Raw genomic sequence first — 15,966 nt, forward strand, 5'->3', positions numbered from 1 at the left:
AACTGCTATCTTTGTCACTCAATTTTTAGACATGACAACACTACAACAAACCATAGAAAAAGCGTGGGAAAACCGCGAATTATTGAAAGAAGAAACCACGCAACAGGCAATCCGCGAAGTGATTAACCTTTTGGATGCAGGAACACTTCGGGTCGCCCAACCCATCGAAGGCGGTTGGCAAGTAAACGAATGGGTGAAGAAAGCCGTCGTGATGTACTTCCCCATTCAAAAAATGGAAACTTTTGAAGTGGGAATTTTCGAATACCACGATAAAATGCCTTTAAAACGAGGATATGCCGAGAAAGGAATTCGCGTGGTGCCCCATGCCGTAGCGCGTCACGGGGCCTATATCTCCAAAGGCGTAATTTTAATGCCGAGTTATGTCAACATCGGGGCCTATGTCGATGAAGGTACGATGGTCGATACTTGGGCTACCGTAGGGAGTTGTGCACAAATTGGGAAAGAAGTCCACTTAAGCGGTGGTGTCGGCATTGGCGGCGTTTTGGAACCCTTGCAAGCGGCCCCCGTAATTATTGAAGATGGTGCGTTCATTGGTTCGCGTTGCATTGTGGTTGAAGGCGTGCGGGTTGAAAAAGAAGCCGTTTTAGGAGCCAATGTTTGCTTGACCGCCTCAACAAAAATCATCGATGTAACAGGAAGCGAACCCGTTGAATACAAAGGCGTAGTCCCTGCCCGCTCGGTGGTGATCCCAGGAAGTTATACTAAAGAATTTGGCGCCGGAAGTTACCAAGTACCTTGTGCACTCATCATCGGAAAACGCAAACCTTCGACCGACCTCAAAACGTCGTTGAATGATGCGTTACGCGAGTATGATGTGGCGGTGTAAGAAGGTTTCAGGTTTAAAGTTTCAGGTTTAAAGTTTCAGGTTTAAAGTTTAAGGTTTTTCCCAAAAATTCGAAATCAGGTTGTATTCATGAAAATTAATGATATAAATTTCTCAGAAGCTCAGCGGCTCAGAGTCTCAGCAGCTTTAGATAGTTTAAGGTTTAAGGTTTAAAGTTTAAGGTTTTTACCAAAATTTCGAAATCAGTTTGAATTCTTGAAAACTCATGTTTGGAATTTCTCAGAAGCTCAGCGGCTCAGAGTCTCAGCAGCTTTAGATAGTTTAAGGTTTAAGGTTTAAAGTTTAAGGTTTTTCTCGAAGTTTCGGAATCAGGTTGTATTCTTGAAAATTCATGTTAGGAATTTCTCAGAAGCTCAGCGGCTCAGAAACTCAGAAGCTTTAGAGCGTTTCAGGTTTCAGGTTTAAAGTTTAAGGTTTTTACCAAAATTTCGAAATCAGTTTGAATTCTTGAAAACTCATGTTTGGAATTTCTCAGAAGCTCAGCGGCTCAGAGTCTCAGCAGCTTTAGATAGTTTCAGGTTTAAGGTTTAAAGTTTAAGGTTAGAACCGTTTAAAAAAGAAATTTACTCTTTTATAGAAACATTTAAAATTTAAAATTCAAAATTTAAAATTTACAATAACCCCAATGATTCGCTCCTTCTCTTCTCAGGAAATCCTTTTTTGTTTTGCGTTAGAATCCGAAGCGGCGGATGTCTTTGACGGTCATAATGTTTTGTTTACAGGTATTGGGAAAGTGCAAGCGGCGTATGCCTTGACTAAAGCCTTGGCGACGCAACGACCGAAGCTCATTATCAATTTGGGAACCGTGGGCAGTACCCATTTCCCGAAAGGAACCGTGGTGCATTGTACCCAATTTGTACAACGCGATATGGATGTGCGTGGGTTGGGTTTTAAATTATACGAAACACCGTTGTCGGGGCTTCCTGTGGTGTTGGAGTATGGCGAATCCTTTGCGGGACTTCCTCATGCGGTGTGTGGTACGGGGGACAGTTTTGAAATGGAACATGCCGAATCGTTGTATACCGTAGTAGATATGGAAGCGTATGCCCTTGCCTACATCGCCCAACAAGAAAAGATTCCGTTTTTATGCCTCAAATACATCTCCGACGGCGCCGACGATAATGCCGCCAACGACTGGACCGAACAGGTGCACAAGGCCGCAGAAGCGTATGGGAAACTTTTGTTGGTTTAAATAAGCTCCTGATCCCCTACGGAACACTGCTCACTGTAGACTGAACACCGCCCACTGAACGCTGTACACTGAACACTGAACACTGAACACTGAACACTGAGACTGAGACTGAGACTGCAACAACCAACAACCAACAACTGACAACCGACAACCGACAACAAACAACCGACAACCAACAACCAACAATCAACAACCGACAACCGACAACCAACAACCAACAACCAACAACTGACAACCAACAACCGACAACCGACAACCATACTTTGGGGGCCAAGGGCAACTCATAACCCATAACTCATAACTAAAAAAACCCGACACTTCCGCATCGGGTTTTCTCCTACTCCTTCGTACCACGATTTCGAAACAAACGCCCCAAAATCCACGATACGATAAAACTCACCGCTGCACCTGTGGCAGCCAACAAAACCGTACGTAACACCTCACCCGAAGTTAAGGTGGGAACCAAACACAAAGCCGTTCCAACAAACGTACCCGTCACCGTTCCATTACCTGAAGAAGACATAGGTCAAGCCATAGTATTCCCTCGCCGTTGGCAACTTCCCTCCTACTACATTATCATTCCCTTGGGGAAACTGCCAACCTTGAGGAAAAGAGAATTAGGGCGTTGGTACACCGTCTACCTGTACAATCGATAACGGATTAAATGCCCCGTTTCGCAACGAATACGACTGACCGTTGACTTCCTGAAAGAAAGCGATACCCGCTACCAAAAACAACGGATGCGTACTGTTGGCCGTTAAGGTGAGCGTCTCACTCAAATCAGCGGTGGGCATCCCATTCCAAGGGAGTAAGGCCGACTCCCCCAAAGCCACTTCATACTGCTCCAGCTCAAAATCAATCGAGGCCGCACCATACATCACCTTAAAATGGGTAGTCCCCTCAGGAACCGTAACCATTTGATTCGGAATAAAGGGCGGCAAGTTCAACGTAAACGCCCCCGTAGCGCGATCAATAGCAGTTGTAAACGGAGCATACAAACTCGTCCCCAACGTACCGCGGTTGTTAAACTCAAACCCACTCAACAAAGTGGTTTCACCATCAATCACATTGCGTTGACCACGCACACTTACCGCATCGGCTTGCAGTACCTTTATCATTTGTTGGTGCAAACGACTCACCATACGTGCGTCAGACGCATTCAACAATAACGGACGAAACGCTGTCCGCAACACGCGACCCGCCTTACCCGCGCGGCCAAACTCACTAACATTCTCACGAGTACGCTGAAAGGCAGGGTCGTTTTGAATACGACTGCGTTCAACCCCTCCTTTTTCACGAACTAAAAACCCATCGATAGTTTTGTAGAACGTAATGTCACCCAAGGTGCCTTTAATCTTAATCAGGCCTTTCTGTCTTGCCATAATTTCTAAAATTTAAAAAATTAATACTCATTCATTCTCCTTCATTCGACAGTGTTGCAACATTTTGTGCGAAAGAACAAGACAAAGATGTGGGAATTTCGACCACACTTCAAAACGCCGAGATCAAGAACCAACTATTTTCGATGATTTCTTATACTTTTTTATACTTTTTGACGTTATGAAAAAATCGTAAAAGCCACAATATTTGAATGTTATATATAAATTTTTATAAACCTTTAAATTGTAACCGCCATGAAAACAACCAGAGTTTGCATCTATCCCAAAGATGTACAGCGCATCACAGGCAAAACCTACACCCAAGCCCGCCTGTACCTCAAAAAAATCAAAAAAAGCCTCAACAAAGAGGAACACCAACTCCTTTCCGTCCAGGAATTTTGCCACTACTCAGGCCTACCCTATGACGAAGTACTGCGCTCCATCACGGACTGAAACTAGAAAACCACCGAGGAGGTGGTTTTTTGTTATTATTACCCAAAAGAGTTTAATTAAAACTTTAAAAAAAAGCATGAATAAGGAAGATTAATATATCTTTCAACTAATAATAAAAATATTACCCTTGTAAAACATTTAAAATAATGATATATAAATTCCAAAAGTAGTAATCAGGGGAATCAAAATACATTTTTCTACCCTCAAAAAAAAAGCCCGAATCGCTTCGGGCTATAAAAAAGGCATATACGAAAGGGTTTGGATGTAAATCCGAGCCAAAAGTAAAGGCCTCTGAGAAATAGATTTTACGGATTTCCGTAAAAGTGTTTTTTTTAGTTACATACGTTGATACCCTCCTTCTCCATTGCGCTTTAAACGCATTTTGTAATTGTCACATTTCGAACAATTGCGCCCCGTTATCCAGGTCAGTGTAAGTTCGTGCACCCCGCCCGTTCGAGGCAAACCAGAAGTATTTATGTCAAAGGAATATCCCAAACGAAAATCACCCAATACAAAAGTAGCAACTGGATTCAATGAAGTTAAAAGATGACTATTTGTAGCGCGCCGTTCCAAATTCACCACACTCATCACACCGAATGAAAATGCTCCATAATCGATAATCGTACCCACATCCAAACGATTGTACTGTCCTTGGCGCATATAATTCCCAACAAACTGAAAAGTCGTTCCTTCAGGTAGAAAAAAACTAGGTGTCCCCGTCATCTCATAAAAGTAGCCGCCATGTAAAGAGAAAAATAAATCTAAAGGAACATTTCCATTTTCAACAAAAGTGATATCTGGGCGATTCAAATGCTTTACAGATAATCCAACCCAAGTCGTCTCATTATCCAACAATACCCCTGCCCCAAAATCCATAAAAAATAATCGATTAGTGTTTCGTAAAACCCAAGGATCGATAGTACTCCCCGCAATTTGTTCTGTATTGATATTTATTTGATCTTCTAACAATAACCCTTGAAAACCAAAACTTTTGGTTCCTAATCCGCCCTCCAAACCAAAGCGCAATCGCCAATCATAATCCAATTCAACAATGTATGAAGCTGCAGCTTTGGCACTAAAAAAATTATAATTCGTAAAGTCTTCCGTGTGGTTTTGTAAAGTCAACCCAAGACCAATATTATCGGTAACCAAATTATTCACAAATCCAAATTGGGTGTCAATGCGACGTTGATCATTTGGCCACTGCCGACGATGAACCAACCCCATATTCCAAGTATTAGCCATGCCTGTAAACGCAGGACTCAACGCTTCTGGTAAATTATAAAATTGAGTGAAAATAGGATCTTGAGCATAGCTAATAAAGGGAATATAAAAGATACCTAAACAGAGTTTGAATATATATTTTCGCATAATATTACTTGATTAAAACAAACGTTTGGGTAGCTTCAATACGCGTGTTATAAAACGTAGTGGCTGTTACCTTACAATAATAATTTCCATTTTCTGCCGGTTGCCCTTTAATCATTGCATCCCATCCTATCAAGGTATCCCCTTGTTCAAAATAAATCAAGGAACCCCACGAATCATAAACCGATAAAGTGACTTCTTTCAATCGTTTGGTTACTGGGCGATAGGTGTCATTTACGCCATCTTTATTAGGAGTAAATGCTGAAGGAATGGCCAGAAAATAACCTTGTTCAACCCACAATGAAATAATTTTTTTATAAACACATCCAAAGGGATAATACACCGTTTGCGTCACAATATACTGTCCAGGACTACTGTACACATGAACTGGGTTTAATTCATTAGAAAAAGTACCGTCCCCAAAATCCCAAACTACATTCAAATAATCTCCAGTAAGCATACTGGTAAAGGTGATGGGATCATTTATAGAATATATGCCATAAGTTGCATATCCAATAGACGAAGTATCAAAATCAACCGTTCCCAATTGAATCAAATCAACATTCACCGTGTAGGTGGCAATACATCCCGCAGCATCGGTTACCGTCAAAGTAACAATACCTTCTTCATCTGTAGTCATTATCTCACCGTTCACTCCTGAAATAATACCACTTGACCATTGATACGTAAATGGAGGAACTCCGCCAGTTGCTGAGGCAACAAATCGTTGAAAAACCGTTTTCTGCTCACAATCATGGGTGACTTGCTCATCAACAGTTATAGCAATAGGACTCGGTCTGAAAATGGTATATTGAGCCTGTTGTATACAGCCATTAGCATCGGTTACTAGAACTGCATAGTTCCCATTGGGTATTTGATTCAAATCCTCTTGCGTACTTCCATTCGTCCAAGCATAAGTATAAGGAGGTGTTCCGCCTGAAACAATCAAATCTATTGAACCACTTGTAGGTGTAGTACAATCTATTGCATTCGTCAATTGTGCATTCAACACCAAAGGCTGAGGCTCGGTAATAATGAATGTCCTCACAATTTGACAAGGTTTACTATCTGTTATAGTTACGGTGTACACACCCGGAGGTAAGTTATTACGTGTGGTTCCCGCAGTACTTCCATCACTCCATACCAAACTTACAGGAGCTATTCCCCCAACCAGATTCAATTGAATCGAACCGTTATTAGCCCCAAAACAACTAATCGTATTTACTACAGGAGTAACCGTAAACAATGGCGCTTCTGGAATAATGATAGAGGTAGTTTGCACACATCCCACCGCATCAGTAACGGTTATAGTATAAGTTCCAGCGGCTAAATTTGTTTGATTTAATACGGTAGATAAATTGTTCCAAGTAAATTGATACGGAGCTATACCACCACTAATATTGACCGTAAAACTTGCATCATTTGCGCCATAGCATGTTATTGGGGTTGTCGAATAATTAATCTGAATTAGAGGATTCTCTGTCAAAGTAACTGTCAATGTTTGTAAACAACCTTGTGCATCCGAAACTTCCAAACTATACGTCCCTGCAACAATTCCTGAAAGATCTCTAGTGCTTGCTGAAAAACCATTGGGTCCTGTCCATGAATAAACATAATCAAGCGGTAATGGATTTGGAGTTCCTCCTTGAACATCTATTGTTATGGCTCCTGTTGCAGTTCCATAACATAGAACATTGGTTTGACTTATCAAATTTACTTCCAATGGTAAGGGTTGAGTAATCGTAAATGTTTCGGTTTTCGGTCCACAATTATTGGCATCTGTAACGGTTACAACATAAGTCCCTGGCCCAAGATTTGTAATATCTTCAGAAGTAGCATAAGCATTTCCGTTTTTTGTCCAACTAATGCTGTAATTACCCGTGCCTCCACTAATACTCAAACTAATGCTTCCGTTATCAGCGTTGAAACAAGTGATATCATTTTCATCATCTACCGTGATGACAATATCGGTTGGCTCTGTAAGGGTATATGAAGATGTAAAAGGACATCCTCCAGCATCTAAAATGGTTACTTGATAAACGCCAGGCGCTAAATTAGAAATCGAGGAACTTGTAGCACTAAACCCATTTGGTCCTGTCCAATTTATCTGATAGGGATCCCCCGATGGAAAAGGGATTCCTCCGGTGATGGCCGTAACTATCGAAGCAGAGTTAACACCAAAACAAGAAGAATTGGCAACCACCACATTGGGATTAATCGCCGGATTGACAATAACGGTTACAGTAAATGAAGGACCTACACAAACACCCGATGTAGGCGTCACTGTATAGGTTACAGTGGCAGGACTTGACGTCGTATTGATTAACGTTTGACTGATATTGGGTTGGGGTGTAAGTACAGCAGTAGCACCTACGACCGAGCCTGCCGGCATTACAGTAGGTACTCCCCAGGTATAAGTTGTCCCGATTGGAATAAGATTACTTCCTGTTGGATCAGGTGTTATTGAAAAAGTAGCTCCACTACAAATAGTAGTAGTTTCAGGAGCAATTAGGGGATTTGGTTGGATAATCACTTCAGCGGTATTCGAAGAGATAACGGAACAACCGCCACTAATCGATGGAAAGGAGACAATACAATAATAGTAGGTAGTTCCCGCGATTGTTGAAGGAGGCGCATAGGTAGCCGAAGTGGCACCATTTATTGGAGTACCGCCCACAGTGGAATCGATAGTATTCGAATACCATTGGTAATCGGGTGTCCCTACTCCATTCACGAGAGTAAAGGAAAGTAATGAAGGGATTTGCCCCAAACAAACTTCACTGTTTACCGGTTGAGTAACAAAATCAGGGGCTAAATTGACAATAACAGTCGCTATTGAACTGGTTACGGCACAACCATTCCCACTACTTTGAGTAACAATACAATAGTAATAAAAAGTACCCGCTACTTGAGTAGGTGGTGTAAAGGAAGCATTGGTCTCCCCTGCAATTATCACCCCAGCAGTGGTACTGTTAGTTGGTGACACATACCATTGATAAGAATAACTAGTACCCACCCCACCAATGACTTGTACAGCTAAAGTAGTGGAAGGCGTGTTTTGACATACGGTTTGCGTGAGCAATGGTTGTGTGGTAATCGTTGGATCAGGCACAACGTCAACCTCAGCAATTGCGCTGGTAATTACACCACATCCTGCACCATTGAGGGTTATAATGACATAATAATAAAAAGTGCCCGTATTGGTAAAAGCAGCAGGGGTAAAACTGGCTGCATTTGTACCAACAGGAGTGCCACCTGTAGTAGAATTAGTAGTATTACTGTACCATTGATATATGGGTGTACCCACACCGCCTGAATAGGAAACGGTTAATGCTGGGATTATGCCTCCAACACAAATGCTTTGCGTGCTGAGCGGCTGACTAGTAATTGTTGGTAGAGGATTAATGGTAACCACAGCAGTGGCAGAGGTAACACTAGTACACCCACCTGAGGTAAAGGTAATCACACAATAATAAGAACCCGATTGGGTTGAGCTAGGCAAATAACTAGCTGAGGTTGCCCCTGTGATTGGACCATTTGAATCAAACCATTGGTAGGATGGTGTTCCCGTTCCATTCGTGAAGGCAACTGTCAATGGAGCGATGGTAGAACCCTCACAAACCGTGATTGATTGGGGCTGTGTAGTTATAGAGGGAGCTGGAACCACTGTTACTGCGGCAGTAGCACTTGTGACACTACATCCCACAGATGACTGACTTATAACACAATAGTAATATAACGTTCCAATTGCTGTTGTAGGTGGGTTGAATGTTGCATTTGTTTGACCAGATAGTAAAACACCACCTGTATTGCTATTCGAAGTATTGCTAAACCACTGATAGGTAAAGACACCAGTTCCTCCACTTGCATCAACACTCAATATAGTAGGAGCTGTATTTTGACATTGGATTTGACTAGGTAGAGGTTGAGTGGTAACGATTGGGTCAGCAACCACATTGACCTCTGCAACAGTGCTTGTAACTGTCCCGCAACCACTACCACTCAAACTTACTACAGCATAATAGTAAAAGGTTCCCGTGTTTGTAAATACTGGAGGCGTAAATGTGGATGAATTACTTCCTAAAGGTGTTCCGCCAACTGTACTATTGGTTGTATTTACAAACCACTGATAGCTTGCATTCCCTAAACCACCTGAATATGCAACTGAAAACGGACTCACCGTAGCGCCCACACATACGGTTTGCGTTGGCAAAGGTGGCGAAGTGATCGTAGGTAAGGGACTGACCGTTACAGCGGCAACCGCCGAGGTTAATCCCGAACATCCATTTGAGGCCAAACTAATCAAACAATAATAGTATAAAGTGCCTACCGTATTGGTAGGTGGAGTGTAAGTAGCATTGGTAGCGCCAGAAATAATTACCCCACCAATTGTACTGTTGGTCGTATTGGAATACCATTGATACGTGGGGGTAACCGTTGCACTATTCAAACTAACGGTCAATGGCAAAACGGTTCCTCCCAAACATACCGAACTCGATACGGGTTGTGCAGTTATTAAGGGAGCGGGATTTACAGTAACCGTATAAGTAAAAGTTGCCCCTACACAGTTAGAAAAGGTAGGCGTTACAACATAAGTAACAGTTCCCGGATTTGTGCTTGTTGTCGTAAGGGTTTGTGGCGGTATCGTTGCACCAGTCCCCGAAGCCGTAAATCCAGTTACACCAGAAGTAGCCGTAGCGCTCCAAGTAAATGTAGTTCCCGAAGGATTAGCGGTTAAAGCAATAGGAGCCGTTGCTGTACCCGAACAAATCGTTTGACTGGTTACAGTATTGGTTACTGTAGGAGCTACATTAACCGTAAAACTCTGTGTAGCCGTCGTAGAAGTACCACATTCGTTGGTAGCCGTAAAAGACACCGTATAAGGGCCACCTGTAGGATAAGAAATGGTTCCAGGATTGAGAGACGTTGACGATGAAGGTGTACCCCCAGGAAAACTCCACGCATAAGTTAGCGTACCGCCTGAAGGTGCGCAATTAGTAACCGACCCCACAGGAGTGATATTGGCTGTGCCACAAGAATTAGAAATAGGACTAATAGAAACCGTTGGAGGCTTTTTCACAATAACGGTTTGAGTTGTTACAGCAGTTCCACAGGAATTGGTAACCGAAAGCCGTATCGTATAAGTCCCCGACTCGGTAAAGTTATAGGTTGCATTGGCAGAAGTTTGATTGGGTATCGGGGGAATACTAGAGCCACAAAAGTTAGGAGAATGGGTAACTTGCCACAAATAAGTAGGGGTCGAACATTGATTGGCTACATTGGTCGTATTGGTAGCCGTGACAGCGAGCGGAGCACATCCCTCAGTAGTAGACAAAGAAAACTGAGGCGACAACGGACTCCCCACACAGATTGTTTTCACTTCGGTATCAATGCCGCAACGATTACCCGTTTTTAAAGTTATGGTATAAACCCCGGGAACAGTAAAGTTTAAACAAAGTTGATTGGATCCTGTTAACCATAAACTTGCATCAGTTGAACCAAAATCGTTACCTAGTAAACTTCCTCCCACTAAATTAAAACCGGTAGAGGGGGAAACTGACCAAATAATATTTGGATTAGAGCAAGTTGTACCAATGACTTGATTCCCCTGAGAGGTATTTGTAAAACAAACTTGATTTCCAATACATGGATTTGTTGGAACAGTAAAATCTGCTATGGGTTGTGCACTAACATATATAGGAACAACACTCACGGAGGAAGTACCACATGGGTTGGTAGCAACAATATTTGCTTTAAATGAGTTTGGAAATGAATTACTACCATCAGAACTTGTAGTGTTACATGAGGAACTTGTAAATGTATGGGTAACACTAGCTGGAGGAGGATGATTAAATACTTGTGGATTAGATCCATCATTAAATGTTACCGTATAAAGTGTTCCTGCTGGATTATTACTAGTTCCAGTTATAGGAAAAGATAATGTTTGAGAAGAACATATATCCGTATTTCCAGGATTTCCCAAGGCTACAGCAGGATTAGAACCAACAAACACTATATAGTTTTTGTTAACGATACATCCATTTGAACCTACAATAGTATAAGTCATATTCCAAAGACCAACTGAATATACATGAGTTAGCGTAGTCCATGAATTCCCAATAAAATTAGGAGAACCATCACCCCAATTAATTGTATAGTTTTGATTTGTAGCTACTGAAGAAGATGTATTTGTAAAGTTAAAAGTAGAAGTCGCATTTGTACAAACTCTAAATACAGGTGTTCCATTAAATGTTGTTCCAGCACCCGTTCCGCCCATGGTGGCATCAGGCTGTGGAAGAATCGTAACCGTAACACTCCCCGAAACTGAAGCCGATTGCGTTGGATTTGAGCTATCACTCACCGAAACCAATTGATAGGTAAATGTACCTGAGGTTGTGGTAGGAGCTACCAATGATGCTGTGTTTCCAGTGGTAGTTGTCAACGTTTGTGGGGCACCACCATTAATGGTGTATGTAAATGTATAAGGAGCTACACCCCCACTCCCTGTAAAGGTAAGTGTAGGGCCTGTACTATTTTGACAAACCGTACCGCCCCCGGTCAACGTAGCCGTAGGCAACAATCGATCGTAGTCGTGACCATACCCCGAAACAGAAAACAAAATCAAACCAAGAATTGTAACAAATTTTGACATCATATTTTTTTTGAAAAATAATTGCTCTTTCTATGCTTTCAAATACGAATTTCATCGTATCCTAATCCTCATATCCACACAAGGTATAGCCTAAACCTTGAGCTTCTTTCAAACTTTTTTTTACTATTTCATGCGTACAAGCTCGCAATCCTCGACAGGATTTCGTAAAATGATACTTATGCGCCGTTTTACTAACACAAACATAAACATCATTCTTTTGGGAGGAAGGAAGAAACAACACAAAAACAAGTACCAATAATACCTTCATTTTACTTCACACTGAGTTTATACGCATTTCCTAGGGTATCAGTAGCTAATAAAGCTCCTTTCCCTATCCATTCTGTTTTTATTCCAATAGTCCCCAATTGAGGATGTGTCAACTTCCCTTCGCCATATTTACCCGCCACTTGCACTGCACCCGAAACTTTAGTTCCTGCTTCATCTTCCCCCTCAACGGTATACGCGTATTGATACGTGCCGTCGTTTCGTGTTAGTCGATATTCAAATTTTTCATTTGTCTCTGGATAAACAGTATCAATATCCGTGACCGAAGTATCGACCATCTTCTCCTCTTGGGGTTTGGATAAAAGAGGTTGCGGAGGTAAACTAGCCTCTCTTTTACAGGCTAAAAAACTCAGAATTAGAAGTATTGTATAAATATACCGTATCATACCTTATAAAAATTCAAGAGTAACAAGAATTGGAACATGATCGCTTAATGCACGAGCCGCACTAAAGTCTGAAAACAACCGATAAAAGTGTAAAACCGTAGGGTTGACTATCCGAACAAAATCTTTTGGATACCAAATATTATCGAAGGGCTTTGAAAGACAATCTCCATCAGCGCAGCTCTTTTTCAATGAGGTTTTTTGTGCAGTAAATGCGGGTAAATACCCCTGTTGTCGTAAAGGATTAAAAACAGTATTAGAATCAGAGCAATTGAAATCCCCCAAAAATAACAAACGTAGTTGAGGATATTGGGTCGGTAAAAACTTAAAATACTTAATTTCTCTTTCAGGCTGCTTACTTGCTGTAATGGCATGAAAATTCACCAACGTAAAGTTGTGCACTTCAAATTGAAAGGTAGCATAATACGGCTCTCGATCAATAGCTTGCGCCCAAGTAGCCTCCAACCAAGGCTTCCCGATTAATTTTACGCGCGAAGGTTTCCATAAATAGGCATACCGTTCGGTCTTGTAGGCGCTGCTTACCGTGGGAGCACTCACCACATAATCCCATTGACTCCCTTTTCGATTCAACGCATCGGCCAAAGCAGCCACCTGTTGAGCCCCTCCTGGTCCAGCTACTACTTCTTGAAGCGCTACAATATCATAAGTTCGTAAGTATTGGGCCAAAAAGGCAATCTCCTCTTTGGTCTTTGAAGCTCCAAAATTGGCAATATTCCAACTAACTACCTGAACCTGGGCAATTAGTCCCTGAAACGCAAACAGGATGATGAAAAGAAAACGATACGGCATGGAGACAAATTTACGCCTCAAAAATAGTGGAAATCAAAAGTATACCATTACGGATTTCCGTAAAATACTACAAATTATTCTCTTTTATTTTAACTAAAAAATGATAAAACGTACCCTCCTACTCGAAAACAAAGCTTCCATTACAACGCAACACCAGCAATTAGTTATAAAAACGGAGCACCGTGAAGCAACTGTTCCCATAGAGGACATTGGCTTTGTCGTCATTGATCACCCTGAAATCTATATTAGCATTTCGGCAATGAATTTTTTGGTGGAACACAATGCAGCACTTATTATTTGCCACCCTAAAAATCACTTACCCAATGGCTTGTTTATGAACCTCAACAGCCATCATATTCAACAAGAAATCTTCAAACACCAAATTAAGGCAAGTGCGCCCTTGAAAAAACAACTATGGCAACAAACCATCGTTGAAAAAATTACCAATCAAGGAATACTCCTTGAAAAAGTAACGGGAGATAAAAACACCTTTTCTTTTTTAGCAAGTAAAGTGTTAAGCGGTGATACGACCAACATGGAAGGGGTTGCGGCCAATTGGTATTGGAAATCATTCTTTGAACAGCAATTTAAACGCGAACGTTTTGGCAAGTATCCCAATAACTTTTTAAACTATGGGTATGCCCTACTTCGAGCAGCTACAGCGCGTTCATTAGCTGGGAGCGGTTTATTGAACACCCTCGGAATTCATCACAAAAGTAAATACAATGCTTTTGCCTTGGCCGATGACATCATGGAACCTTTTCGTCCCTTGGTTGATGAAAAAGTGTGGGAACTTACCCAACGATTTTCCGAGGAAGAACTAACGACAACCATCAAATCGGAACTTTTACAAGTGTTGACACGAACCGTCTATTTTGGGGAGGAGAAAAGTCCATTGATGGTCGGGCTCCAACGTACAACCAGTTCCTTACAACAATGTTTTACGGGAGAGCGGAAAAAGATAAACTACCCCAAGTTATGGAACTGAATGGTTACCGAATCATGTGGCTGTTTGTTTTTTTTGATTTACCAACGGAGACGAAAAAAGATCGTAGAAATGCATCGCTTTTTCGGAAAAACCTGCTAAAAGATGGATTTACCATGATGCAGTATTCGGTTTATGTGCGGCATTGTGCGAGTAGTGAAAGTGCCGATGTACATGAAAATCGGACTCATCTTTTGTTGCCCCCACTAGGAAAAGTGAGTTTATTACGAATCACGGACAAGCAGTTTGGAAACATCCTTAACTTTTGGGGCAAAGCGGAAGTCCCCAAAGCACCGCAACCAACGCAGTTGGAACTATTCTAAATGAAAAAATGCTCCAATACGGGTTTATCACGTCCGTAAAGAAGCATTTTTTTAAAACGATATTCACTACTAATTTCCTGACATACAACCGCTAAGCGCGGCGGTAATATCGTTGTTTCCAATCTTTAATCAAACCACAACGATTATATTTACCCTAATATTTTTTTTCAAAATATCGTTGTTTCCAATCTTTAATCAAACCACAACGCGGGTTTTCCCATTTCAATATTTCAACCGAATATCGTTGTTTCCAATCTTTAATCAAACCACAACTAGTTTCTTTTACACGTTCTATCATTGATTAATATCGTTGTTTCCAATCTTTAATCAAACCACAACAGAGGGTATAAAGCAAAAACTTCTTATTCAAATATCGTTGTTTCCAATCTTTAATCAAACCACAACGGAATGTCACCATCCGCTTTTCGGATAGAAATATCGTTGTTTCCAATCTTTAATCAAACCACAACCTTCTGTGGCATATAGTTTAAATTTAGAGTAATATCGTTGTTTCCAATCTTTAATCAAACCACAACTTTAGGTCATCGCTCCAATGCCTACCCGTTAATATCGTTGTTTCCAATCTTTAATCAAACCACAACCGAGAAGCTTGTGTTACGCGTCGCAATCCTAATATCGTTGTTTCCAATCTTTAATCAAACCACAACAGGTTTTGGTTAATAATTCATGCTGCTTTCAATATCGTTGTTTCCAATCTTTAATCAAACCACAACGCTTTCCTAAGCCCTCCCAAAAGGTGCATAAATATCGTTGTTTCCAATCTTTAATCAAACCACAACTTGACCCGCCGTATGGGATTGAAAGGTCAGAATATCGTTGTTTCCAATCTTTAATCAAACCACAACCAATATCGTACTTATAAACGCAGGCAGGTAAATATCGTTGTTTCCAATCTTTAATCAAACCACAACATACAAATAATTTGTTATTTTTTGTTTTTAAATATCGTTGTTTCCAATCTTTAATCAAACCACAACCTAACTGAGTTTTAATGTAATCCTCATTAGAATATCGTTGTTTCCAATCTTTAATCAAATGAATTCACAAACACTCCGCTAAAAAATTAACACTGGGTGTTTGTAAACCACAACGTCCTCTTAATTCCTTATTTAACGGGAAAAAATATCGTTGTTTCCAATCTTTAATCTAATGAATTCACAAACACTCCGATAAAAATTAACACTTGGTGTTTGTAAATGAATTCACAAACACTCCGCTAAAAAATTAACACTGGGTGTTTGTAAACCACA

The 15,966-nt window shown here is 41.1% G+C and carries 11 protein-coding genes and 1 CRISPR repeat array; of the genes, 5 read left to right on the forward strand and 6 right to left on the reverse strand.

Going from position 1 to position 15,966, the window contains the following annotated elements; genetic code table 11:
• Positions 1 to 31 precede the first annotated feature (31 nt).
• Together BUC17_RS09825 and BUC17_RS09830 are read left to right on the forward strand one after the other, a co-directional pair.
• Positions 32 to 847 carry a 2,3,4,5-tetrahydropyridine-2,6-dicarboxylate N-succinyltransferase gene (locus BUC17_RS09825; protein ID WP_073363900.1) on the forward strand — a complete coding sequence of 272 codons (816 nt, stop codon included), beginning with the start codon at positions 32 to 34 and terminating at the stop codon, positions 845 to 847.
• A 643-nt stretch (positions 848 to 1,490) separates the two neighbouring features.
• Positions 1,491 to 2,057 (forward strand): 5'-methylthioadenosine/S-adenosylhomocysteine nucleosidase family protein, encoded by a 567-nt coding sequence (locus BUC17_RS09830; protein ID WP_073363831.1) that lies wholly within the window; start codon positions 1,491 to 1,493, stop codon positions 2,055 to 2,057.
• A gap of 337 nt (positions 2,058 to 2,394) precedes the next feature.
• Here BUC17_RS09830 and BUC17_RS09835 read toward each other — a convergent pair whose 3' ends face one another.
• Both BUC17_RS09835 and BUC17_RS09840 read right to left on the reverse strand, forming a co-directional pair.
• Entirely contained in the window at positions 2,395 to 2,580 is a 186-nt protein-coding gene (locus BUC17_RS09835; RefSeq protein ID WP_073363833.1) for a hypothetical protein, read from the reverse strand.
• Positions 2,581 to 2,674: 94 nt separating this feature from the next.
• On the reverse strand, positions 2,675 to 3,439 hold the full coding sequence (locus tag BUC17_RS09840; RefSeq protein ID WP_073363835.1) for a patatin-like phospholipase domain-containing protein: 765 nt from the start codon (positions 3,437 to 3,439) through the stop codon (positions 2,675 to 2,677).
• Between the two features lie 252 nt (positions 3,440 to 3,691).
• Here BUC17_RS09840 and BUC17_RS09845 point away from each other — a divergent pair, with 252 nt between their 5' ends.
• Positions 3,692 to 3,889 (forward strand): hypothetical protein, encoded by a 198-nt coding sequence (locus BUC17_RS09845; RefSeq protein WP_073363837.1) that lies wholly within the window; start codon positions 3,692 to 3,694, stop codon positions 3,887 to 3,889.
• Positions 3,890 to 4,225: 336 nt separating this feature from the next.
• On the opposite strand, the gene BUC17_RS09850 is transcribed toward BUC17_RS09845, so the two are convergent.
• The 4 genes from BUC17_RS09850 to BUC17_RS09870 all read right to left on the reverse strand — a co-directional run bounded on the left by BUC17_RS09850 (position 4,226) and on the right by BUC17_RS09870 (position 13,387).
• Positions 4,226 to 5,260 (reverse strand): PorP/SprF family type IX secretion system membrane protein, encoded by a 1,035-nt coding sequence (locus tag BUC17_RS09850; protein WP_073363839.1) that lies wholly within the window; start codon positions 5,258 to 5,260, stop codon positions 4,226 to 4,228.
• 4 nt (positions 5,261 to 5,264) lie between these two features.
• Positions 5,265 to 11,912 (reverse strand): PKD-like domain-containing protein, encoded by a 6,648-nt coding sequence (locus BUC17_RS09855; RefSeq protein WP_083544874.1) that lies wholly within the window; start codon positions 11,910 to 11,912, stop codon positions 5,265 to 5,267.
• Positions 11,913 to 12,178: 266 nt separating this feature from the next.
• Positions 12,179 to 12,580 carry a hypothetical protein gene (locus BUC17_RS09865; RefSeq protein WP_073363845.1) on the reverse strand — a complete coding sequence of 134 codons (402 nt, stop codon included), beginning with the start codon at positions 12,578 to 12,580 and terminating at the stop codon, positions 12,179 to 12,181.
• 3 nt (positions 12,581 to 12,583) lie between these two features.
• Positions 12,584 to 13,387: an endonuclease/exonuclease/phosphatase family protein gene (locus tag BUC17_RS09870; RefSeq protein ID WP_073363847.1), complete on the reverse strand. Its 804-nt coding sequence runs from the start codon at positions 13,385 to 13,387 to the stop codon at positions 12,584 to 12,586.
• A 100-nt stretch (positions 13,388 to 13,487) separates the two neighbouring features.
• Between BUC17_RS09870 and cas1 the strand changes: the two genes are divergently transcribed.
• Together cas1 and cas2 are read left to right on the forward strand one after the other, a co-directional pair.
• A complete protein-coding gene (cas1, locus tag BUC17_RS09875) occupies positions 13,488 to 14,375 on the forward strand; it encodes a type II CRISPR-associated endonuclease Cas1 (RefSeq protein WP_073363849.1) in 888 nt (295 codons plus the stop codon).
• Complete coding sequence (cas2, locus tag BUC17_RS09880) at positions 14,366 to 14,695, forward strand: CRISPR-associated endonuclease Cas2 (RefSeq protein WP_073363851.1); 330 nt, start codon at positions 14,366 to 14,368, stop codon at positions 14,693 to 14,695. Before cas1 ends, cas2 begins: the two co-directional genes overlap by 10 nt.
• A gap of 105 nt (positions 14,696 to 14,800) precedes the next feature.
• Positions 14,801 to 15,874: a CRISPR direct-repeat array (repeat unit 36 nt; unit sequence AATATCGTTGTTTCCAATCTTTAATCAAACCACAAC).
• The last annotated feature ends 92 nt before the right edge of the window (positions 15,875 to 15,966 follow it).

Origin of the sequence: Flavobacterium fontis (genome assembly GCF_900129405.1) — a bacterium.
Lineage (GTDB): Bacteria > Bacteroidota > Bacteroidia > Flavobacteriales > Flavobacteriaceae > Flavobacterium > Flavobacterium fontis.